Annotated in this window: 15 protein-coding genes; 4 read left to right on the plus strand and 11 right to left on the minus strand. The window is 73.0% G+C overall.

Annotated features, from left to right (window positions below; genetic code table 11):
• Positions 1 to 25 precede the first annotated feature (25 nt).
• Positions 26 to 2,590: a trehalose-phosphatase gene (gene otsB, locus ACQP0U_RS26445; protein ID WP_433321161.1), complete on the plus strand. Its 2,565-nt coding sequence runs from the start codon at positions 26 to 28 to the stop codon at positions 2,588 to 2,590.
• Positions 2,591 to 3,685: 1,095 nt separating this feature from the next.
• On the opposite strand, the gene cobA is transcribed toward otsB, so the two are convergent.
• From cobA to cobC, 3 genes are read right to left on the minus strand one after another with little or no spacing between them, the layout of a single operon-like run.
• Positions 3,686 to 4,918, minus strand: a complete 1,233-nt coding sequence (cobA, locus tag ACQP0U_RS26450; RefSeq protein ID WP_433312105.1) for a uroporphyrinogen-III C-methyltransferase — start codon at positions 4,916 to 4,918, stop codon at positions 3,686 to 3,688.
• Between the two features lie 40 nt (positions 4,919 to 4,958).
• Positions 4,959 to 6,044 carry a nicotinate-nucleotide--dimethylbenzimidazole phosphoribosyltransferase gene (gene cobT / locus ACQP0U_RS26455; RefSeq protein ID WP_433321164.1) on the minus strand — a complete coding sequence of 362 codons (1,086 nt, stop codon included), beginning with the start codon at positions 6,042 to 6,044 and terminating at the stop codon, positions 4,959 to 4,961.
• The gene (cobC, locus tag ACQP0U_RS26460) at positions 6,044 to 7,129 is read right to left on the minus strand and encodes an Rv2231c family pyridoxal phosphate-dependent protein CobC (RefSeq protein ID WP_433312108.1); all 1,086 of its coding nucleotides are present in this window, start codon (positions 7,127 to 7,129) and stop codon (positions 6,044 to 6,046) included. Before cobC ends, cobT begins: the two co-directional genes overlap by 1 nt.
• Positions 7,130 to 7,250: 121 nt before the next feature.
• Here cobC and ACQP0U_RS26465 point away from each other — a divergent pair, with 121 nt between their 5' ends.
• On the plus strand, positions 7,251 to 9,380 hold the full coding sequence (locus ACQP0U_RS26465; RefSeq protein WP_433312111.1) for a transglycosylase domain-containing protein: 2,130 nt from the start codon (positions 7,251 to 7,253) through the stop codon (positions 9,378 to 9,380).
• 84 nt (positions 9,381 to 9,464) lie between these two features.
• Here the strand turns inward: ACQP0U_RS26465 and ACQP0U_RS26470 are convergent, their stop codons facing one another.
• On the minus strand, positions 9,465 to 10,034 hold the full coding sequence (locus ACQP0U_RS26470; protein ID WP_433312114.1) for a GNAT family N-acetyltransferase: 570 nt from the start codon (positions 10,032 to 10,034) through the stop codon (positions 9,465 to 9,467).
• Positions 10,031 to 11,434, minus strand: a complete 1,404-nt coding sequence (locus tag ACQP0U_RS26475; RefSeq protein ID WP_433312117.1) for a cobyrinate a,c-diamide synthase — start codon at positions 11,432 to 11,434, stop codon at positions 10,031 to 10,033. The genes ACQP0U_RS26470 and ACQP0U_RS26475 overlap by 4 nt, the downstream gene beginning before the upstream one ends.
• Positions 11,435 to 11,663: 229 nt before the next feature.
• Between ACQP0U_RS26475 and ACQP0U_RS26480 the strand changes: the two genes are divergently transcribed.
• Entirely contained in the window at positions 11,664 to 12,485 is an 822-nt protein-coding gene (locus ACQP0U_RS26480; protein ID WP_433312119.1) for an SURF1 family cytochrome oxidase biogenesis protein, read from the plus strand.
• 20 nt (positions 12,486 to 12,505) lie between these two features.
• Here ACQP0U_RS26480 and ACQP0U_RS26485 read toward each other — a convergent pair whose 3' ends face one another.
• The 5 genes from ACQP0U_RS26485 to ACQP0U_RS26505 form a co-directional block, all read right to left on the minus strand.
• Complete coding sequence (locus ACQP0U_RS26485; protein WP_433312122.1) at positions 12,506 to 14,086, minus strand: ATP-dependent DNA ligase; 1,581 nt, start codon at positions 14,084 to 14,086, stop codon at positions 12,506 to 12,508.
• Between the two features lie 85 nt (positions 14,087 to 14,171).
• Positions 14,172 to 14,378: a hypothetical protein gene (locus tag ACQP0U_RS26490; RefSeq protein ID WP_030333429.1), complete on the minus strand. Its 207-nt coding sequence runs from the start codon at positions 14,376 to 14,378 to the stop codon at positions 14,172 to 14,174.
• Between the two features lie 77 nt (positions 14,379 to 14,455).
• Positions 14,456 to 15,799 (minus strand): dipeptidase, encoded by a 1,344-nt coding sequence (locus ACQP0U_RS26495; RefSeq protein ID WP_433321167.1) that lies wholly within the window; start codon positions 15,797 to 15,799, stop codon positions 14,456 to 14,458.
• A gap of 36 nt (positions 15,800 to 15,835) precedes the next feature.
• On the minus strand, positions 15,836 to 16,981 hold the full coding sequence (locus ACQP0U_RS26500) for a M48 family metallopeptidase (RefSeq protein WP_433312125.1): 1,146 nt from the start codon (positions 16,979 to 16,981) through the stop codon (positions 15,836 to 15,838).
• 67 nt (positions 16,982 to 17,048) lie between these two features.
• Positions 17,049 to 17,663, minus strand: coding sequence for a uridine kinase family protein (locus ACQP0U_RS26505; protein ID WP_433312128.1), 615 nt, complete (start codon positions 17,661 to 17,663; stop codon positions 17,049 to 17,051).
• 366 nt (positions 17,664 to 18,029) lie between these two features.
• Here ACQP0U_RS26505 and ACQP0U_RS26510 point away from each other — a divergent pair, with 366 nt between their 5' ends.
• Positions 18,030 to 18,431, plus strand: a complete 402-nt coding sequence (locus tag ACQP0U_RS26510; RefSeq protein WP_433321170.1) for a rhodanese-like domain-containing protein — start codon at positions 18,030 to 18,032, stop codon at positions 18,429 to 18,431.
• A 337-nt stretch (positions 18,432 to 18,768) separates the two neighbouring features.
• Here ACQP0U_RS26510 and ACQP0U_RS26515 read toward each other — a convergent pair whose 3' ends face one another.
• Positions 18,769 to 20,310 (minus strand): cobyric acid synthase, encoded by a 1,542-nt coding sequence (locus ACQP0U_RS26515; protein WP_433312131.1) that lies wholly within the window; start codon positions 20,308 to 20,310, stop codon positions 18,769 to 18,771.
• Positions 20,311 to 20,381: the final 71 nt, after the last annotated feature.

Consider the following 20,381-nt stretch of genomic DNA (forward strand, 5'->3'; position numbering starts at 1 on the left):
TGGGGCGGCAGTCGCCACCGGGGTCATGGACCCTGAGTTGCGCGCCGCCATCGGCCGGATCGCCCGGGTCCCCCAGCTCCTGGTCGCCTGCGACTACGACGGCACGCTGGCGCCGATCGTGGAGGACCCGAGCACGGCCGTCCCGCTGCCCGAGTCGGTGGCCGCGGTCCGCGCCCTCGCCGCGCTGCCGCAGACCACCGTGGCGGTGGTCTCCGGCCGGGCGCTGCGCGACCTGGCCGCGCTCTCGCGGCTGCCCAGCGAGGTGCACCTCGTCGGCAGCCACGGCTCCGAGTTCGACATCGGCTTCGTCGAGCGGCTCTCCCCCGAACTGGTAGCCGTGCGCACCCAGGTCCGGGACGCCCTGCGCGAGATCGCCGCACAACACCCGGGCATCCGGCTGGAACGCAAGCCGGCGAGCGTCGCGGTGCACACCCGCGGCGTCGACCCGCAGATCGCCGCCGCCGCCATCGAGGCGGTCCGCAACGGCCCGGCCAGCTTCGACGGCGTCACGGTGACCCAGGGCAAGGAGGTCATCGAGCTGTCCGTCGTGGCCACCCACAAGGGCACGGCGGTCGACCAGCTCCGGACCCAGCTCGCCGCCAGCGCGGTGCTGTTCATCGGTGACGACATCACCGACGAGAACGCGTTCGGCAACCTGCACGGTCCCGACCTCGGCATCAAGATCGGCCCCGGTGACACCCAGGCCAGCTACCGGGTGGCCGACCCGTTGGAGGCCGCACGGGCACTGGCGCTGCTGCTGGAGACCCGGCGGCACTGGCTGTTCGGCGAGCGGGCGGTGCCCATCGAACGGCACTCCATGCTGGCCAACGGTCGTACCGTCGCTCTGCTCACCCCCGAGGCCAAGGTGAGCTGGCTCTGCCACCCCAAGCCGGACTCGGCGGCGATCTTCGCCGACCTGGTCGGCGGCAGCCCGGCCGGCCACTTCAGCATCACCCCGGAACGCGGGGGCATCCCGCTGGGCCAGCGCTACCGCTCCGGCACGATGACAGTGGAGACCCGCTGGTCCGGGCTCACCGTCACCGACTGGCTGGACAAGCCGGCCCGGGAAACCACACCAGACGACAGCCCCGCGGTCATCACCGGCGACTCGACACTGGTTCGGGTGCTGACCGGCGGCGGCAAGGCCAAAGTCGAGTTCGCGCCGAGGCCCGAGTTCGGTCAGGTGGCCGTGCAGTTGCAGCCGATCGGCGACGGTCTGCTGGTGCTCGGCTCCAACGAGCCGGTCGCGCTCTACTCCCCCGGCGTGGAGTGGGAGGTCGGCAACGACGGTGGGTACGAGACCGCCAAGGCGGTCGTCGACCTCTCCGCCGCCGGTGGGCAGGTCGTGTTGGAGCTGCGCTTCGGCACGCACAGCCTGGAGCACCACCGGGTGCCGATCCACGAGCGGCAGGCCGCCGCCGAGCAGCCGTGGAAGGACTGGGTGGCCTCGCTGCGGCTGCCGTCCACCGCCCGTGACCTGGTCGCGCGCAGCGCCCTCACCCTGCGTGGGCTCTGCCACGAAGCCACCGGCTCGATCCTGGCCGCGGCGACCACCTCGCTCCCCGAGGAGCTGGGCGGCGTCCGCAACTGGGACTACCGCTACTGCTGGCTGCGCGACGCCGCGCTGACCGCCCGCGCACTTGTCGACCTGGGCTCCGTCGAGGAGGCCGAGGCGCTGTTGCGCTGGGTGGACGGCTGCATCGAGCGCACCGGCGGGCACCCGGAGCGACTGCACCCGCTCTACACCATCGACGGGTACGAGCTGGGCGCCGAGGCGGTCATCGACACGCTGCCCGGGTACGCCGGCTCCCGGCCGGTCCGGGTCGGTAACCTCGCCAACCACCAGTTGCAGCTGGACGTCTTCGGCCCGATCGCCGACCTGATCGCGGCCGTCGCCGACGCCCGTGGCTCGGTCCGCGACGACGAGTGGCGGGTCCTGGAGAACATGGTCGAGGCGGTCCGCCGCCGCTGGCACGAGCCCGACCACGGCATCTGGGAGGCCCGGCTGCCACCCCGGCACCACGTCTTCTCCAAGGTGATGTGCTGGATGACGGTCGACCGGGCGCTGCACGTCATGCGCGAGCACGGCGGTGAGGACCGGCCCGAGTGGAAGGACCTGCGCGACCGGATCGGCGCCAACGTGCTGGAGCACGGCTGGCACTCCGACGTCGAGGCGTACAGCGTCGCGTACGGGGACGAGGAGATGGACGCCTCGTCGCTCTGGATCGGCCTCTCCGGCCTGCTCCCGGGCGACGACCCGCGCTTCCTCTCCACAGTCCTGCGGATCGAGGCGGACCTGCGCAGCGGCCCGGTCGTCTACCGCTACCACTGGGACGACGGCCTGCCCGGCCGTGAGGGCGGCTTCCACATCTGCACGGCGTGGCTGATCGAGGCGTACCTGCGCACCGGTCGCCGCACCGACGCCGAGGAGCTGTTCGCGCAGATGGTGCTGACCGCCGGCCCGACCGGGCTGCTCCCCGAGCAGTACGACCCGCTCGCCGAGCGCGGCCTGGGCAACCACCCGCAGGCGTACAGCCACCTCGGTCTGATCCGCTGTGCCCTGCTGCTGGACAACATGCTCAAGCAGTAGTTCGACCGCACGCACGACGACGGGGCCGGAGCGCATGCTCCGGCCCCGTCGTCTGTCCGGCCCTCAGACTGTGGCCGCACCGACTCCGCCGGGTCAGTCTGTACGCCGCGGCCTGCGGTCGCCCGCGCGTCGGGCTTTGCCGGGCTGATCCGCGCGGAGTGTTCGGGACAGTCCCGAACAGGCTGAACCCTTCACGGCGGAATTGCCACAGCGCACGATGGTCGGGTGCCGGCCACTCCGGCTCATCCGCTGCGGTAACCACCTCGAACAAATCGGGAGACGCTGTGCTAAAACGCAATGCGATACGGTTGGCCGCCGTTGCTGGAGCTGCCTTACTGGCCTTTGGAATTGCCCCGTCCCAGGCTTCATCTGCCACCTCTGTCGACAAATTGGTTGCGGCGGCAGAAGGGCCTATCGTGCCAGTGGAACCCGACCTTGCGGAATCCTTTGGACCTCCCGGGCAAGATTCGACCTGCACTTCTGCAAGCTTCGCCGCAGGCTGCTTCAGGCGATACGGCGATGTCTTCTATGTGCAGGACTCCCGAGCCAACGGGAGCAGCCCCTACCTGCACTGGCAGAACCAGCTTCGCGGCCCCAACGGATCCTGGTCGCTCTACCGCGCCGGTAAGTGCTGGAACATGCTGGACGCCCCGAACTGGGGGATCTGCAACAAGGATTTCTACGAGCACTCAACGGTGCGGTCGGATGGCGGCCAGGGAAGTCAGCTCAGATGGCAATTGTGCGCTCCCTCCCCGGTGGGTAACGATAGTTGCAGCGCCTGGACGAGCTGGATCAGCAACAGCCAGTGACGGACCGCGCCGGGGATTGCGCTCCTATTGCCTAAAGCAGAGCCGGGATATCCCACATCGGCGCGTTTGGCAACACCCCTCCGCTAGCCTGCCACGCCCGTGGTGCCGGCACCGGCACCACGGGCGTGGCGGCTGCCGCGGCCCGCATCGGGCTGGTAGCTACGCGCATCGCGCGGATCAGGCAGGCAATCGCCACGAGCGGGGCGCACCGCCGCAGTCAGCCGTCGGGCCGCTGGTCAGGTTCGTGTCCGGAACGGGGCAAGGGTGGCACGGATCCGACGATGTGTCAGCCGTTGAGGGCGTCCACCACATCGCCGACCACCACGACTGCGGGCGGGCGCAGGTCGGCCGCGACCAGGTCGGCGGCAATCGCGCCGAGTGTCGACCGCAGCACCCGTTGGGTGCCCGTGGTGGCCTCCTGGACCACTGCGGCCGGTGTCTGCGGTGACCGACCGTGCGCGATGAGGGTGGCGGTGATGGCAGCGAGGTTCTTCAGCCCCATCAGGATGACCAGGGTGCCGTGCAAACCGGCGAGGGCGTCCCAGCGCACCAGCGAGGCCGGTGAGTCGGGTGCCAGGTGCCCGGAGACCACAGTGAACTCGTGCGCCACCCCGCGATGCGTCACCGGAATACCGGCCGCCGCCGGTGCGGCGATCGAGCTGGTCACCCCGGGCACCACCGTCACCGGCACGCCGGCCGCCGCGCAGGCCAGCAGTTCCTCGCCGCCCCGGCCGAAGACGTACGGGTCACCGCCCTTGAGCCGCACCACGAAGGCGCCGGCCAGGGCACGGTCGACCAGGATCTGGTTGATCTCCTCCTGGGCCCGGGACGGGCCGTAGGGGATCTTCGAGGCGTCCACCAGCTCGACGTCCGGGCGCAGCTCGTCGAGGAGCAGCCCGGGCACCAGGCGGTCGGCGACAACGACGTCCGCCTCGGTGAGCAGCCGCCACCCCTTCACGGTGATCAGCTCCGGGTCCCCCGGCCCCGCCCCGACCAGCGCCACCCGCCCGGCTGTTACGCCAACAGCAGCGGTCGCACCGTCGGGCCGGCTCTGCGTCGGCGCCAGGCGAACCGCGAGCAGGTCGCGGATCGCGTCGCGGACTGTCATCGCCCGTCGGGGGTCGCCGCCGCCGAGCACCGCCACTGTGACCGGGCCGTGCCGGGTCACCGCCGGGGTCCAGGCGGTGGCGGCCGTCCGGTCGTCGGCCCGGACGCAGAAGATCCGCCGCTCGGCGGCGACGGCGCTCACCGAAGCCGCAGCTGTCGGGTCGTCGATCGCGACCTGGACCAGCCACGCGCCGTCCAGGTCCTCCGGCACGAACCGGCGCGGCACCCAGTGCAGCCGACCCGCGTCGGCCCGGGCACGCAACGCCGGGGTCAGCTCCGGGGCCACCAGCAGGACGTCCGCACCGGCGTCCAGCAGCGCGGGTACGCGCCGGGTGGCGACCGCGCCGCCACCCACCACGACCACCCGCCGCCCGTGCAGCCGCAGACCAAGGGGGTACGGGTTGGAGGTCACGCCGCACCACCGGGTCGGACGGCTCGTTCGTTGCGCGTGGTCACTTCTCGGCCACCCCGGCGGAGTCGAAGGTGGCAACCTCGTGCAACACCCGGACCGCGCCGGTGACCACAGGCAACGCCAGCAGCGCGCCGGTGCCCTCGCCGAGGCGCAGCCCCAGTTCGATGAGCGGGTCGAGGCCGAGGTGGCGCAGCGCCGCCGTGGCACCGGGCTCGGCCGAGCGGTGGCCGGCGACCATGGCGCAGACCGCCGCCGGGGCGAACGCGGCGGCGGCGAGCGCGGCCGAGACCGCGATGACACCGTCCAGCAGCACCGGCGTGCGGCGCGCCGCGGCGCCCAGGATCAGCCCGGCCAGGGCGGCGTGCTCCAGGCCACCGACGGCGGCCAGCACCCCCAGCGGGTCGGTCGGGTCGGGGGTGTGCCGGGCCAGCGCGGCACGCACCACTGCCACCTTGTGCGCGTACGTCGGGTCGTCGACCCCGGTGCCCCGGCCGGTGGTGTCGAGCGGGTCGGCGCCGGTGAACGCGGCGATCAGCGCGGCGGCCGGGGTGGTGTTGGCGATGCCCATGTCTCCGGTGAGCAGGATGCCCGCTCCGGCGTCGATCAGCTCGTCGGCGATCCGGATGCCGGTCTGCACCGCCGCCAGCGCCTCGTCCCGGGTCAGCGCGGCGGTCACCGTGAGGTCGCGGGTGCCTCGGCGCACTGACGCCACCACCAGCCGGGGCACGGCCGGGTCGAGGACGGCCGGCGCGGCGACCGGTTCGGTGGGCAGTGCGGTGGCCACGCCGACGTCGACCACTGTGACCGAGGCGCCGGCCTGTCGGGCGAACGCGTTGACCACCGCTCCGCCGGCCAGGAAGTTGCCGATCATCTGCGCGGTGACCTCCTGCGGCCACGGGCTCACCCCCTGGGCGTGCACCCCGTGGTCGCCGGCGAAGATGGCCACCGCGGCCGGCTCGGGCAGCGGTGGCGGGCAGGCCCCGGCCAGGCCGGCGAGGCGTACCGACAGCTCCTCCAGCGCGCCCAGCGAGCCCGCCGGCTTGGTCAGTCGGCCGTGCAGCTCCCGGGCGGCGGCCATGGCCGCCTCGTCCGCCGGGCGGATCGCCGCGATCGTGGTCTCCAGCATCATGCCTCCATGATCTCGCGCAGCACGTCGATGAACGCGTCTGTGGTGTTTCGGTCGCGTACCGCTACCCGCAGCCAGTCGGCGCCGAGGCCGGGGAACGTGTCGCCTCGGCGCACCGCCCAGCCGCGCTCACGCAGGGCGGCCCGGAGGACTGTCGCACCCGGCCGGTGCAGCAGGACGAACGCGCTGGCGGGACTGCCGACGACGCGTACGCCGGGCAGGTCGGTGAGGCGCGCGACCAGGTGGTCGCGGTCGGCGGCGAGGTCGGCGGCGATCGCGCGTTCGGCCTGGACCGCGACGTCGCTGGCGCAGGCCGACGCGGCCGCCAGCGCGGGCGTGGAGACGGCCCAGAGCGGTTGGACGGCGGCCAGCCGGGACAGCAGCTCCGCAGCGCCGAGTAGATAGCCGATCCGGAGGCCGGCCAGGCCCCACGTCTTGGTGAGGCTGCGCACCACGAGCAGCCCGGGCAGGTCGCGGCGTTCGGCCAGGGACTCCGGTTCGCCGGGGTGCCCGGGGGCGATGGTGGTGTCGGCGAACGCCTCGTCGACCACCAGCACCCGGCCGGGGCGGGCCAGCGCGGCCACCGTCTGGGCGGGGTGCAGCACCGAGGTCGGGTTGGTCGGGTTGCCGATCATCACGAGGTCGGCGTCGGCGGGCACCCGGGACGGGTCGAGCCGGAAGCCGTCGGCGGCGTCGAGCAGCACCCGCTCGACCGGGTGCCCGGCGGCCCGCAGCGCCGCCTCCGGCTCGGTGAACTGAGGGTGCACCACCACGGGGCGGCGAACGCCGCGTAGCGCCTGAGCGATCAGCACGAAGCCCTCGGCGGCGCCGGCGGTGAGCAGCACCTCGTTCGGGTGACGGCGGTGTCGGGCGGCGACCGCGGCCCGGGCCGGCGCCGGGTCCGGATAGCGGGCCAGGTCGGTCAGGGTCGCGGCGATCGGGTCGGCCAGCCAGGCGGGAGGCCGCGCACGGCGGACGTTGACGGCGAGGTCGATCAGGCCGGCGGTGGCCTCCGCGTCGCCGTGGTGGGCGAGGTCCGGCTCGACCCCGGTGGGTGGGTCGAGCGCGCTCGGCTGATCAGACATGTCCGCGATCCTGCCGGGAAGGTGGCCGGTGGGACAGTCGATCCCGGCGTAAGCCGCGTCACCACTCGCCGGTTTAAGAGTTCTTCTCATGTACGTATCGGAAATGTCATAACTTGACCCTGTGAGCAACCGACCCCTTGCTGCCGCTGGTCGACTCGTCCCTCTACTCCGCGCCGGGCTGATCGCCGGAATCGTGATCGCCGCCGTCGCGTACCCGCTGGTCGCCCTCACCGGGCTCGGCGCGAAGGCCACCGCGCACGCCATGGACCAGAAGACCCGGGTGCTGAAAACCGCACTGCCCGCCGAGACCTCGTACCTCTACGCCCCCGACGGCAAGACCGTCCTGACCATGTTCTACGAGGAGTACCGGCAGTACACCAAGCTGTCGGACATGTCGCCGAACATCCAGCAGGCGATCGTGGCAGCCGAGGACTCCCGGTTCTACAAGCACCACGGCGTCGACCCCAAGGGCGTGGCCCGGGCCTTCGTGTCCAACGCCCGCTCCGGCGGCTCCCAGGGCGCCTCGACGTTGACCATGCAGTACGTCCGGATGGCCCTGCGGGACAGCGCGACCACGCCCAAGCAGGTCCAGGAAGCCACCCAGCAGACCAGCCTGCGCAAGGTCAAGGAGATGCGGATGGCGCTGGACCTGGAGAAGGAGTTGAGCAAGGAACAGATCATGGAGCGCTACCTGAACTCGGCGTACTTCGGGCACCGGGCGTACGGCATCTACGCGGCCAGCGAGATCTTCTTCTCCAAGACCCCGAAGGACCTCACCCCGGTCGAGGCCGCCACCCTCGCCGGACTGGTCAAGTCCCCCTCCGAGTACGACCCGGCCGACTCCGACCAGAAGGAGGCCACCGGGCGGCGCAACTACGTGCTGGACCGGATGAGTCAACTCGGCTACCTCTCCCCCGACTCGGCAGCCGCCGCCAAGTCCGAGCCGATCCGGCTCAAGCTGACCACCCCACCGCACGACTGCGCCGCGGTGCCGGAGAAGTACAACAGCTGGGGCTTCGCCTGCGACTACCTGAAGAACTGGTGGAGCGCACAGCCCGCGTTCGGGGCGAACCGGCTGGAACGGATGGACAACCTGCGCCGGGGCGGCTACCGGATCGTGCTCAGCCTCGACCCGAAGGTCCAGGAGGCGGCGGAGAAGAACGTCGGCGCCAAGGACGCCACCGGAAGCCCGTTCGCCAACGGCATCGTGGTCTCCGAGCCGGGCACCGGTCGGGTGAAGGCCATGGCGGTGAACCGGACGTACTCACTGGACCTGGCCGAGAACCCGCAGAGTTCCAACCCCGAGGCCGGGCCGAAGGTGAAGGCCAACTACCCGAACACTGTGGCACCACTGCTCGGCGGCGGTGACCTGGCGGGCTACCAGGCCGGGTCGACGTTCAAGATGTTCCCGATGCTGGCCGCGCTGGACGCCGGGATGCCCCTCAACACCTCGTTCAACGCCCCGCACCGCTACCGGTCCGAGGTCTACGACGGGTGGGCGCCCTCCAACGCCAGCGGCGCCATGACCGGTCAGCAGACCATGTGGTCCGGCTTCGGCAAGTCGGTCAACACGTACTTCGTGTGGCTGGAGGAGAAGGTCGGCGCGGACCGGGCGGTCCGGTTGGCCGAGCAACTCGGGCTGCGGTGGCGCACCGACGTCGACCGGGACCACGCGTCCCCGGCCAAGGCGAAGAAGTGGGGCGCGTTCACCCTGGGCGTCTCCGACGCCACACCACTGGAGATGGCGAACGCGTACGCCGCCATCGCGGCCGACGGCCGCTACTGCGAGGCCATTCCGGTGCAAGCGATCATGAACCGGGACGGCACACCCGCCACGTACGCCACTCCCGGCGGCCTGCACCGTGAGGTGGCCAAGCCCCGCTGCCGGCAGGTGGTCAACGCGGACGCGGCACGGGCGGCCACCGACGCGGCCCGCTGCCCGACCGGAGACAGCCCGGCGCGCGGCAGCTGCGGGGGCTGGTCCACCGCCGACAGCGTGCGGGGCACCGTCGGACGCCCGGTGGCCGGCAAGACCGGTACGACCGACAGCACGCGGTCCGCCTGGTTCGTGGGCTACACCCCGGAGTTGGCCGCGGCGAGCTTCATCTCCGACCCGGACAACCCGTTCAACGCGGTAGGTGACGGGCAGTCCCAGATCCCGATCAGGGCGGTTTCGGAGACCCTGCGCGACGGCCTGAAGGGCACGCCGACCCGTCAGTTCACCCCACCATCGGACGCCATCGTCGGCTGACGGGTCCCAGATCGGCCCGGCTCAGCGCACGTCGGGTACGGCTCAGCGCAGGTCGGGTACGGCTCAGCGCAGGTCGGGTACGGCTCAGCGCAGGTCGGCGGCCACGAACGACCAGAGTTCCAGGTCCACCCGGCCGCCGCTGACGAACCCGGCGTTACGCAGCAGACCCTCGTAGCTGAATCCGGCCTTCTCGGCGACCCGGCGCGAGGCCAGGTTGCCGGGTGCCACCCGCAGCTCGACCCGTTGGAAGCCGTGCTCCAGGATCAGCGCGATGGCCACCGCGTCGACCGCCTCGGCGGCGAGGCCGAAGCCCCGCGCGTGCGCCGCCATCGCGTAGGAGATCTCGGTGAGGCGGGCGCCCCAGTCGGTGCGCCGCGTCCACAGCGAGCCCACCATCTGGTCGTCCTCCCGCCGGAGCACCGCGTAGTGGTCGCCCTCCCCGCTGTCGCGCCGCTGCCGGGCCAGGTCGGTGCACCAGGCCAGCCCGTCGATCGGGCCGGAGTCGTCGGGCAGCGGCAGCCACCGCCGGGTCAGCTTGTCGGCGAAGATGTCCCCGGCCGCCGCCGCGTCGGTCGCCGTGAGCTGACGCACCTCGGTACGCGGGGTGGACACGGTCAACGCCGGGAACCGGCGCACCGCCACCTGACCGATCACACCGACACCCCGCCCGGCTGCGCGGGCACCACCTCGCTCGTCGGGTCGGCCGCCGCCGCGGCGACCAACCGGGCGGCCGTCGCCGGGTGACCGGCCCAGTGCAGGGTGAGCTGCGACGCGTGCACGTTGCGCCAGACGAAGCCCTCCGGCGCGCCGCCGTCCCAGCTCCAGGCCGGGCGCTGACCAGCGCGGGGGGTGAGCACCGCACGGTGCGCCTTGTGCCCGACCAGCACGGTGCCGGTGGCGGCGACAACGCTGTCGGTCTGGGCGGTCGCCTCCCGGTAACCGGCCACCACCCCGTCCCGGCTCACACCGACCGCGTCCAGGACACCGCACATCGGCAGCCCGTCCAGTTCCCGGGCCAGCCACAGCAGCCCGGCGCCCTCGGCGATCACCGGACGCCCGGTCCGCGCCAACTCGGCCACCGCGATGCAGAGCCGCCGGTTGGCCGACAACTGCTCGGCGTACGCCTCGGGCAGCGCGCCGCCGACGACAAGCGCGCGGGTGCCGACCGGCAGCGCCTCGTCGCGCAGTGGGTCGACGACGACCACCTCGGCGCCGGCGGCCCGGAGCAACTCGCTCGTCTCCGGGTGGCTGAAGCTGCCGCCCGGCCCACCGGCCACCGCCACCAGCGGGCGGTTCGCCGGAGCTGTGAACGTGCCGAGGGCCTCCTCGGGAGACCAGGCCGGCGCCGGCAGCGGCGGGGCGGAGCGGGCCAGCCCGAGCAGCCGTTCCAGGTCGACAGTGGCGGCGACCGCCTCGCCCAGCCGGCGGACCGCACGGGCGGCGTCGGCCGAGTCGTCGACCACCGGGGCCACACCGTGTCGACGCGACGGCAGCACCGCCGGCAGGTCCTGGCGACGCAGCGCGCCGTAGACCGGCACTCCCACGTCGTCCAACGCCTCGCGCAGCATCGCCTCGTGTCGCGACGACGCCACCCGGTTGAGGATCACCCCGCCGAGCCACAACTGCTCGTCGTACGAGCGGAAACCGTGCACCAGGGCGGCCACCGACTGACCCATCGCGGCCACGTCGACAACGAGTACCACCGGGCTGCGCAGCGCTGCGGCGGCAGCAGCGGTGGACTCCTGCTCGGGACGGCCACCTACCGAGTCGTACAGCCCCATGCTGCCCTGCACCACGGCGAGCCCGGCACCGGCGGCACCGTGCGCCACCAGCGGGGCGAGCCGGTCGAGGCCGACCAGCCGGGGGTCGATCACCCGACCCGGCCGACCGGAGGCGAGGCCGAGGTAGGCGGCGTCGACGTGGTCCGGCCCGAGCTTGAACCCGGCGACGTCGATCCCTCGCTCGGCCAGAGCGGCGAGCAGCCCGATCGCCAGCGCGTTCTTACCGTGCCCGGAGGACGGCGCGCTGAGCACCAGGCGCGGCACGACGGTCATCATCGACTCCTCGCGAGCGGCGGCGGGTACGCGACGGGACGACCGAGGCCGATCCGTCGGCGTGACGATACCCGCCCGGCTGGAGGCGCGAGCACCGCCAACCGGGGCGGGCGGCCCGGCCCTGGCCGGGCCCCCGGGCGTCGGTCCCGGCCCGGTCCCGGCGCGGCCCTGGCCCGGTCCCGGCCCGGTCCAGGTCAGTGGCGCCGGTCATACGAGTAGCCTCGGTGCCGTGTACCGGTTCCTGCTGAGCCCACGCTGGCTGGGCGCTCTCGCGCTGACCCTGGTCGCCGCCGCCGTCATGGTGTTCCTCGGCAACTGGCAGCTGGACCGCTACCGCGGGCGCACCGAGGTCAACGAGCGGATCGACGCGGGCCAGCGGATGGCTCCCGTGCCGCTGGCCGACGCGCTGCGCGCTCCCACCGGCGGCGCGGGGACGGCCGGTCCGGCCCCCGCCGAGGACAAGGTCTGGACCCGGGTCACCGTCACCGGCCGGTACGACCCCACGAACACCGTGCTGGTCCGTGGCCGGACGGTGGACAGCCGGGTCGGCTTCGAGGTGCTCACCCCGCTGGTGCTCGCCGACGGCACGGCGCTGCTTGTGGACCGGGGCTGGATCCCGCCGGCACCCGGTGGGGCGATCGCCCAGCCGTCGGTGCCCGCCGCGCCGAGCGGCGACGTGACGGTGGTCGGTCGGGTGCACGAGACCGAGAGCGGCGCCGGCGCGGTGGACCGACGCGACGGGCTGCTGGAAATCCGGCGGATCGGGGTGCCGCGGCTGGCCGACGAGCTTCCCTATCCGGTCTACGGCGCGTACCTGCTGCTCGACGAGCAGACCCCGGCGGCCGATCCGGTGTTCAAGGCGGTGCCGGTCGGGCACACCAACAACTGGCAGAACTTCGGCTACGTCGTGCAGTGGTGGCTCTTCGCGGTGATGGCCCTCTTCGGCTACGGCTGGGTGGCCCGTCGAGAGGCCCGCCGGGCCGCCGGCATCGGCACCACACCGGCTCCCCTGGACCGGGCCGCCGAGCCGACGCCGACCGCGTCCGCCTGACCCGAGCCGCCTCCGGTCGGTCAGCCGGCGTGGATGGCGCGAACCGCGTCGATGGTGTCCGCCTCGGCGGCGGACTTGTCGTCGCGATAACGCACCACACGGGCGAACCGCAGCGCCACCCCACCGGGATAGCGCGAGCTTGTCTGCACCCCGTCGAAGGCGATCTCCACCACCTGCTCGGGCCGGACCCGGACCACCCAGTCGCCGCGTTCGACGGCAAGGTCGAGGAACCGCTCGGTCTGCCACCGCAGCAGCTCGTCGGTGAGCCCCTTGAACGTCTTGCCGAGCATGACGAAGTCGCCGGTGCGCGGGTCACGGGCGCCCAGATGCAGGTTGGACAGCCAGCCCTTGCGTCGGCCACTGCCCCACTCGACGGCGAGCACCACCAGGTCGAGGGTGTGCCGCGGTTTCACCTTGACCCAGGCGGCACCGCGCCGGCCGGCGTCGTAGGGGGCGTCCGGTGCCTTGACCACCACACCCTCCTGCCCGGCGTCGAGCGCGGCGGCGAACGCGGCGGCGGCCTGCTCCGGATCGTCGACCTCCATCCGACCGACGAGCAGCGACGAATCCACCGAACCGGCGAGCGCGGCCCACCGCTCCCGGCCGGGAAGGTCGATCAGGTCCTGGCCGTCGAGGTGCAGCAGATCGAAGAAGTACGGGGTGAGCACCGTCGCGCCCGTGCTGGAGGCCGCCGCGAGCACCGCCGGGGCGACCGGGGTACGCCCGGTGGTGCTGGGGGTGGTGCGTCGGGCGGCCCGGCTCGACGTCTGCTGGAACGGCAGCGGGCGGCCGGTCTGGTCCAGGCCGATCGCCTCGCCGTCGAGGACCATCTCCCGGCCGGGCAGGGCACGGACGGCGGCGACCACCTCGGGCACCCTGGTGGTGATCTCGTCGAGGCTGCGGGTGAACACGGCGATGTCGGCGCCGGAGCGGTGCACCTGGATGCGGATGCCGTCGAGCTTCACGTCGACCACCGCCGGTGTGCCGGTCGCGGCGAGGGCCTCGTCGACCGAGGGGGCGCTCTGCGCGAGCATCGGCGCCAGCGGCCGACCGACCTGCAGACCGAACCCCGCCAGCTCGGCGGCCCCTCCGGCCAGCGCGGCCACCGCCACGGCCCGCAGGTCACCGGCGAGCAGCAGCGCCCGGCGGACCGCCGCCACCGGCACCTCGGCGGCCCGGGCCACCGCGTCCGCGAGGAGCCCGGCCTGGGCGCCCTGACGTAGCTCGCCACTGAACAGGCCGGTGAGCAGGCGCTGCTCGTCGGCTGTCGCCGCCGCGTAGAGGGCACCGAGCAGCGCCCGACGGCGAGCCTGCGAGCCGGCGCCGTGCACCGCGGCGATCTGCGCGATGGCCGCGTCCACCGCGGCCACGGTCAACGTCGGCTCGGCGGCCGGTGGCGGCAGATCACGCAGGCTCGCGTAGCCGACCCCGGTCTGCCGTTGGCGCAGCTCACCGGCGAGATAGCCGGCGCCGGGCTCGACCTCGCCGGGGTCGAGCCGGCGAAGCGCGTCAGCGAGCAGCGCCACCTTGGCCCGTCGGCCGCTGGTGGCGCCGACGGCGGCGGAGGTGGCTGCCAGATCGAGGAACCGCACACAGCTCATCCTGCCAGTCACCTCCGACACCGCCCGGGCATTGCCGTGCCCGGGCGGTGTCGGCAGGGTGCCGCCCGCTCACGCGGACGACGGTTCAGGCGGAGACGGGTTCCTCGATGCGCAACCCTCGGGCGCGGACCTCGCCGGCAACCCGGGAGAGCACCGAGTCGAGGGCGACCAGGGCAGCGGAGAGCTCACCGAGCTGTTCGTTGAGCGTGTCCTCGGACCACGCGGAGACATCGACGTCTCCCAGTGCGCTGACAGCGGCCCCCAACCGGGCCATCACCTCGTTCGTACTCATGTACGAAAGGCTATAACAGCTGACCATCCGACACGCCGTAAACTCCCAGATCAGGCCCAAAGTTGCCGTTCTGACACCTAACTGCTCGCTGCCGCCACGTTGCGCAGGAGCAGCGCCTCGGCGAGGCAGACCCGGGCGAACTCCCCCAGGTGCAGACTCTCGTTCGGGCCGTGCGCGCGGGCGTGCGGATCCTCCACACCCGTCACCAGGATCGCCGCCTTCGGGAACATCTCCTGGAAGGTGGCGATGAACGGAATCGAGCCGCCGACGCCCATGTCCACCGGATCGGTGCCGTCCCAGGCCGTCCGGAAGGCCGAACGGGCGGCGTCGAACATCGGCCCGGACGCGTCGATCACGCACGGGTTGCCGTCGTGTTCGAAGATGACAGTCACCTGCGCACCCCACGGCGCGTGCCGCTCCAGGTGCGCGCGCACCGCCGCGTACGCCCGCTTGGGGTCGTCGCCCGGGGCGAGGCGGATGCTGAGCTTCGCCTTTACGGCCGGGACCAGGGCGTTCGGCGCCTCGCCGGTGGACGGCGCGTCGATACCGAGGATGGCCAGCGCCGGCTTGGTCCAGAGCCGGTCGGTGATCCGGCCGGTGCCGATGAACTGCACACCGTCGACGAGCCCGGCCTCGGCCCGGACCCGGTCCTCCGGGTAGTCGACGGTGGCGCCCTCCCGGCCGACCAGCCCGTCGACTGCCACGTTCCCGGCGTCGTCGTGCAGCGTCGCCAACAACCGGACCAGCGCGGTGAGCGCGTCCGGCACGGCGCCGCCGAACATGCCGCTGTGCACCGCGTGGTCCAGCGTGCGCACCTCGACGAAGCAGTTGACGAGGCCCCGCAGCGAGGTGGTCAACGCCGGTACGCCGATGTCCCAGTTGCCGGAGTCGGCGATCACGATGACGTCCGAGGCGATCTCGTCGCGGTGCTCGACCAGCAGTTGCTCCAGCGAGTCGGAGCCGTACTCCTCCTCGCCCTCGATGAAGAGGACCACACCGACCGGCAGCGCGTCACCGTACGCGCGCAGCGCCGCGACGTGGGCCATGATGCCGGCCTTGTCGTCGGCAGCGCCCCGGGCGTAGAGCCGGCCGTCCCGTTCCACCGGCTCGAACGGGTCGGACTCCCACAGCGACCGGTCGCCGACCGGCTGGACGTCGTGGTGGGCGTAGAGCAGCACGGTGGGTGCGCCGGGCGGGGCGGCCCGACGGCCGATCACCGCCGGCTGGCCGCCGGATCGCACGATGTCGACGTCGAGGCCGCAGCCGCGCAGCAGCTCGGCGACCGCCTCGGCGGAGCGTTCCACGTGCGAGTGGTCGAAGCCCTCGAAGGCGATGCCGGGGATGCGGACGAGCCGCTCCAGGTCGGCCCGGACGCCGGGCATCTCCCGCTCGACGGCGGCCCGCACCTCGGACTCGGACATGATCGGTGAGGTCATGACCGGAATCGTATGCCGGCCTTACCTGGGCGTGTCGGCGGAGCCCGTGCCCTCGCCATTTCCGGACGGGCCGGCACCGGCCCGCGCGCCCGGGGCGGCCCGGCCGGCACGGTGTGCCCGGCCCGCCGCCTCGGTGGCCGCATCCATCCACGAGCGGGCCCGACCGGCGGTGCCGCCCACCCACTCGCCGACGTCGCTCGCGCCGTCGCCGAGGCGGCGCAGCAACCCGACGAGCGGGTCGGTGGACCGGCTGAACTCCTCCCGGTACGACTCGGCGGCGGCCTTGATCTCCTCCGAGACGCTCGTCGAGCTGTCGTCCTCGCGGCGCGGATAGTCCCCGGCCAGCACCTGCCCGTACGCCCCGGAGTCGATCCACTGGCGCAGCTGCGCCGCCCGCGCCACCGGCGTCGGGTGGGTGCTCCACGCTGTCATCCGGATCTTGTGCAGGCTGTCGCGCAGGTCGCCGCCGCCTGCGTACTCGGCGGCCTGCTCCAGGAAAGCTGTGGTGTCGACCTGGGACAGGTCACCACCGCCGGCCAGCTTCATCAGCAGCCGCAGCGCGGCGGCCGGGTCCTGACCGGCGAGCAGGCCGGCCCGGTCGGCGGAGAGCTCCGCCTTGCGCCACCACTCCAGCATCGCCGCGATGATGGCCCGCAGCGCGATCGCGCCGACCGGCAACCAGCTCAGGTTCGCCGCCCAGCGGGTGAGGATCATGAGCATGGTCTTGTAGACCGCGTGCCCGCTGCCCACGTGCCCCAACTCGTGGCCGAGCAGGCAGCGCAGCTCGTCCTCGTCGAGCTGCTGCACGCACGCGGAGTTGAGCACGATGAACGGCCGCTCCAGGCCGACCGCCTCGGCGCCCAACCAGGGCGACTGGGTCACGTACAGCTCGGGCAGCTCGGCCACGTCGAGCGCCGCCGCGGCCTCGGTGTAGCGCTGCCAGACCGCCGGGTACTGCCGGTGGTCGACCCGGATGCCGGAGGCCAGCACGGACAGCCGGAAACCCCGCTCGTTCCACATCCCGAAGAACGCCCGCACCACGTCGTCGAAACCGCGCAGCTCCCGCAGCGCGACCAGGGCACCTCGGTCGGCCGGATGCTCCCAGGCCCGCGAGCTGATGCCGGTGAGGGTGATCCGACGCCGCGCTGGCGCGTCCGCTGCCGTCATGGTGGCTCCCCGTTCGCCGTAGCTCCCCGCATCGTGCCGCAGTCGCTGCCCGACGTCCATGCCCCGCTCAGCGCAGCCGCACGTAGTACCGCTCGGCGTCGTGCGGCAGCGTCGGCGCGCCGTCCACCACCAGGTCGGCGTGGGTCGCGGTCTCGTCGACGGCGAAGTGCGCCCGCTCCCCGTCATGCCAGCGGCGCAGCTCGGGCAGGATCTCCGGCCCGTCCCGGGCGACCGCGCGAGCCAGTCGCAGCGACGCGGGCGCGGTGACGAACACGGCAAGCGTCAGCTCCGGCCGGACAACCGCACGGGCGGCGCTGACCCCCTCGACCACCAGCACCGGAGCCACCGGCACCGGAACCGGCCGGGGCAGGAAGCGTTGCCGGACCCAGCTGTACCGCTGGTAGGCGCCCGGCTCCCCGTCGCGCAGCGGGGCGAGCACCCACTCGTCGAGCCGGGGCCAGAAGGTGACCTGGTCGTCCCACCCGTCGAGCAGGTCGTCGGTGTGCACCACCGGCGGTCGGCCGCCGAGCGGCCCCGCCAGGGCATCCGCGAGCTGCGCGGCGAACCGGCTCTTACCCGCGCCGCTCGGCCCGTCGACGGCGACCAGCCGGGTCCGCCCCAACCGCGCCGGGCCCGCGAGCACCCGACGAGCCAGTTCGGCGTACGCCTCGACGACCGCCACGGTCGGCGCGCCAGTCTCCGGGTTCAGCGCAGCCTCCGGGTTCAGCGCAGCCTCCGGGTCCAGCGCAGCCTCCGGGTCCAGCGCAGCCTCGCGTGGTGCATGACCGAAGTATGCCGTCAGCGCTGCTGGCAGGGTGATCGACTCCGGTTCATCGACGTCCCTGTCGGCGAGACCACAGGTTGCCAGTGACCGTGTCGATCACGCCGATTGGTGGGCCACCGTGGGCCGCGTTGACACGTCCGGCTGACCGTCCTGGTCGGCCACCGTCACGTCCGGGGGAATTGGGGCGGCGACGGGTGACGGGCGGCCCGTTCGCCGCCCGGGGTGCCACCGAATCGGCATGATCGGGTGGTGCTCCGAGACGTGATGAGCCCCGGCATAGACGCCCTCCTCGAACAGGCCCGCGCCGGGCTGCACCGACTGACTCCGCAGCAGACCGTCGAGGCGGTCCGCGGCGGTGCGCTGCTGGTCGACACCCGTACCGAACTGCAGCGCCGCGAACAGGGCGACCTGCCGGGCGCGGTCGTCATCGACCGGACCGTACTGGAATGGCGCCTCGATCCGGCCAGCGCCTGGCGGATCCCGGAAGCCACCGGGTACGACCGGGAGATCGTGCTGGTGTGCCGGCAGGGCTACAGCTCCAGTCTGGCCGCCGCCAGCCTGCAGACCCTCGGCCTGCGCCGGGCCACCGACATGATCGGCGGCGTGGACGCCTGGCTCGCCGCCGGCCTCCCCACAACCGACCGCGCGGCCGACATCCGCCCCTGACTCCCACCACCGCGTTCCCGCCATCGCGCCGTCGAGCCCGCCTCGCCATCTAGCGGCCGCGCAACCACGCCGCCGCGCGGCCGAACCGCCGCGCGGTCGAGCCACCTCGCCGCCTCGCCACCGCGCCGCCTCGCGGTCGATCCCGGCTTAAGATCGCGCTCGATCCAGGAAACAGGCCCCTCGTCGCGGGGACGAGGCCACTACATCAAGGATCGAGCACGATCTTTCGGACGTGGCGACCCGCGGGCCCGCCGTGAAGGGCGGCCGGTTCACTGTCGCGCCGTGGTGCCCCGGGCGGGAGCCGCGCCACCGCGCTCCACTAGGGACGGTCGACCGGTCAGGACGGTGGAGGACCGGGTGGGATGAAGGGAAGGCCCGCCGGTGGGCCGGCTTCGATGAGACGCCAGAGGGCATCGGTGTCCAGGTGTTCCTCGACCAGGTCGCCGAGCAGGTCGAGTGAGCGTTCCCGGGCGGCGGCGAAGCTGGTGGCCGGTGCGACCCGGAACCCGCTGCGGCCGGCCAGGCGAGCCGCCTCGGTGAGGAACCACCTGCGGAACCCGTCGGACTCGAACGCCCCGTGCCAGTGCGTGCCGTGCACCGCGCCGAGCACCGCCCCCTCGCCGGCACCCGCGTCGCTGGTCAGCAACGGGGTCAGGCCGGGGTCGGCGTGCGAGACGTACCCGTGGTGGATTTCGTAGCCACCCACCGGGACGCCACCACGGCCGGTGCCCACCGACTGCCGGACGGTCTTGCGCGGATCGAAGGTGATCTCGATGGGCAGCAGACCGAGCCCCGGCACGCTGCCCTGCCGGCTCTCCACCGGGTCGTGGATGGCGCGGCCGAGCATCTGGAAACCGCCGCAGAGGCCGAGCAGGGGCTTGCCGGCCGCCACATGATTGGCCACCGCGTCGGCGAGGCCGGTTTCGCGAAGCCATCCGAGGTCGGCGACTGTGGACTTGGAGCCGGGTAGGACGACCAGGTCGGCGGCGGCCAGCTCGGCCGGTTCGATGGTGAGGCGTACGCGGACGCCCGGCTCGGTGGCGAGTGCCTCCACGTCGGTGGCGTTGCTGATCCGGGGCAGGCGGACGACGGCCACGTCCAGCCATTCGCTGCCGTGCGGGGCGGCGGGTCGGCCGAGTACCCGGCCGTAGGCGAGTGAGTCCTCCGCGTCGAGCCACAGGTCCAGTGCCCAGGGCAGCACCCCGTACGTGGGGCGGCCGGTGAGCTGACGCAGCATGTCCAGACCCGGCTGGAGCAGCCCGAGGTCACCCCGGAACTTGTTGATCACGAAGCCGGCGATCAGCGCCTGGTCGGCCGGGTCGAGCAGGGCCACTGTGCCGAACATCGAGGCGAAGACGCCACCCCGGTCGATGTCACCGACGACGATGGTGGGCAGGTTGGCGTGCCGGGCCAGCCCCATGTTCACGTAGTCGCCGGCCCGCAGGTTGATCTCCGCGGGGCTGCCGGCGCCCTCGCAGATCACCACGTCGTACGTCTCGCGCAACTCGGCCAGTGCGGCGTACGCGGTCTCGGCGAGCCGGGGACGTAGCTGCCGGAAGGTGCCGGCGGTGATCGTGTCGACCGCCTCGCCCAGCAGCACCACCTGACTGGCCAGGTCACTGCCCGGCTTCAGCAGCACCGGGTTGAACCGCAGGTCGGGTGCGAGCCCGCACGCCGCAGCCTGCATGGCCTGGGCGCGCCCGATCTCGCCGCCGCGCCCGTCCGGCCCGACGACGACAGCCGAGTTGTTCGACATGTTCTGCGCCTTGTACGGGGCAACCTTCACGCCCTGCCGGTGCAGCCAGCGGCAGATGCCAGCGGTGAGCACACTCTTGCCGGCGTCGGACGTCGTGCCGGCCACCAGCAGCCCGCCGCTCACCGCCCGCTCCCCCGCCGCACCTCGGCGGCCCCTCCGCCCGCACCAACCAGCCCGCGCCGGCCCGCAACGCC

Origin of the sequence: Micromonospora sp. CA-269861 (assembly GCF_050948505.1) — a bacterium.
Classification (GTDB): domain Bacteria; phylum Actinomycetota; class Actinomycetes; order Mycobacteriales; family Micromonosporaceae; genus Micromonospora.

Coding starts and splice junctions, on each gene's coding strand:
- ACQP0U_RS26495 (WP_433321167.1), bottom strand. CDS start 15,799: ATGTCCGAGTCCGAGGTGCGGGCCGCCGTCGAGCGGGAGATGCCCGGC.
- ACQP0U_RS26500 (WP_433312125.1), bottom strand. CDS start 16,981: ATGACGGCAGCGGACGCGCCAGCGCGGCGTCGGATCACCCTCACCGGC.
- ACQP0U_RS26485 (WP_433312122.1), bottom strand. CDS start 14,086: ATGAGCTGTGTGCGGTTCCTCGATCTGGCAGCCACCTCCGCCGCCGTC.
- ACQP0U_RS26490 (WP_030333429.1), bottom strand. CDS start 14,378: ATGAGTACGAACGAGGTGATGGCCCGGTTGGGGGCCGCTGTCAGCGCA.
- ACQP0U_RS26475 (WP_433312117.1), bottom strand. CDS start 11,434: ATGACCGTCGTGCCGCGCCTGGTGCTCAGCGCGCCGTCCTCCGGGCAC.
- ACQP0U_RS26510 (WP_433321170.1), top strand. CDS start 18,030: ATGAGCCCCGGCATAGACGCCCTCCTCGAACAGGCCCGCGCCGGGCTG.
- cobC (WP_433312108.1), bottom strand. CDS start 7,129: ATGTCTGATCAGCCGAGCGCGCTCGACCCACCCACCGGGGTCGAGCCG.
- otsB (WP_433321161.1), top strand. CDS start 26: ATGGACCCTGAGTTGCGCGCCGCCATCGGCCGGATCGCCCGGGTCCCC.
- cobT (WP_433321164.1), bottom strand. CDS start 6,044: ATGCTGGAGACCACGATCGCGGCGATCCGCCCGGCGGACGAGGCGGCC.